The organism is Psychrobacter sp. 1Y4 (genome assembly GCF_051847555.1).
In genome coordinates, this window is record NZ_JBPYDE010000155.1 from 1 (window position 1) to 1,048 (window position 1,048).

Genomic DNA, 1,048 nt, shown 5'->3' on the forward strand with positions numbered 1-1,048 from the left:
GCAAGACTTAGAGTCTCATATTAAGCGTGCCGATATCGTTGTTGGTGCGGTAGGTGTGCCTGAGCTGATCAAAGCAGAATGGATCAAAGCTGGTGCAGTAGTCGTTGATGCTGGTTTCCATCCAACGGATAATGGTGGTGTTGGTGACATTGAAATGCAAGGCATGGAAAATATTGCTAGTGCGTATACACCAGTGCCAGGCGGTGTTGGCCCAATGACCATCAACACGCTTATTCGCCAGACAGTCGATGCGGCTGAAAAATCAGCAGGTTTGGGTATTAACTAAAAAGATAGTCATGTGAGTGCTGATCGCCGATAGATAAGGGGCTTGAGGCAAAGTAGCCTCAGGCCAAATCAACCACCCCTCAGTTGATAGGACCTAAAAATGGCTAAAAAAGACGTAGGTATTCATGAGCGACTACAAGGTATTGGCAGAGAGTTTGTCGATGTCTGTCATTACGTTATCTTATTTTTAATCAGTGTGGTGGTGGTCTGGACGGCAGGTAAAGAGTTTATTTATATTGTTCAAAAAGGCTCAGCGGATTTAAAAGATATTTTGATGCTATTCATTTATCTTGAGCTGCTGGCTATGATAGGGATTTACTTTAAAACCCATCGTCTGCCCGTACAGTTTTTGATATTTATTGCCATAACGGCTTTATCACGACATCTAGTGGTCGATGTGCAGGCAGTGTCAGATTATTTCCATCTGTGGTTACTGGCCACGATTTCTGTGGCAATCATGCTATTGAGTGGTGCTATTGTCATACTCACTTGGACGGCAAAAACATTTGGTCGCCCAGAAGACAATCTTGATAGACAGTATGCAAATTTAACGGTCAAGGCTATGCTGCCTGATAATGCGCAAGCACCAGACAGCCATACCAAGCACCGCCGCGAATAATGATTGACGATCAGCATAAAAAAGGGCTACCAGTGGTAGCCCTTTTTTATGTATGAATGAGTTGTCACAACCATTTGAGTCGCTTAAAGTTGTAATATAAGAAGCTACAAAGAGCGATGATGATTATCATAATAATGAAGTAAG

The 1,048-nt window shown here is 42.9% G+C and carries 1 protein-coding gene and 1 pseudogene; both read left to right on the forward strand.

Going from position 1 to position 1,048, the window contains the following annotated elements; all coding sequences use genetic code 11:
• Positions 1 to 286 (forward strand): annotated as a pseudogene (locus ACS8FC_RS14925) (bifunctional 5,10-methylene-tetrahydrofolate dehydrogenase/5,10-methylene-tetrahydrofolate cyclohydrolase); the annotation flags it as partial.
• A gap of 99 nt (positions 287 to 385) precedes the next feature.
• Complete coding sequence (locus ACS8FC_RS14930) at positions 386 to 904, forward strand: phosphate-starvation-inducible protein PsiE (RefSeq protein ID WP_058024361.1); 519 nt, start codon at positions 386 to 388, stop codon at positions 902 to 904.
• Positions 905 to 1,048 lie beyond the last annotated feature (144 nt).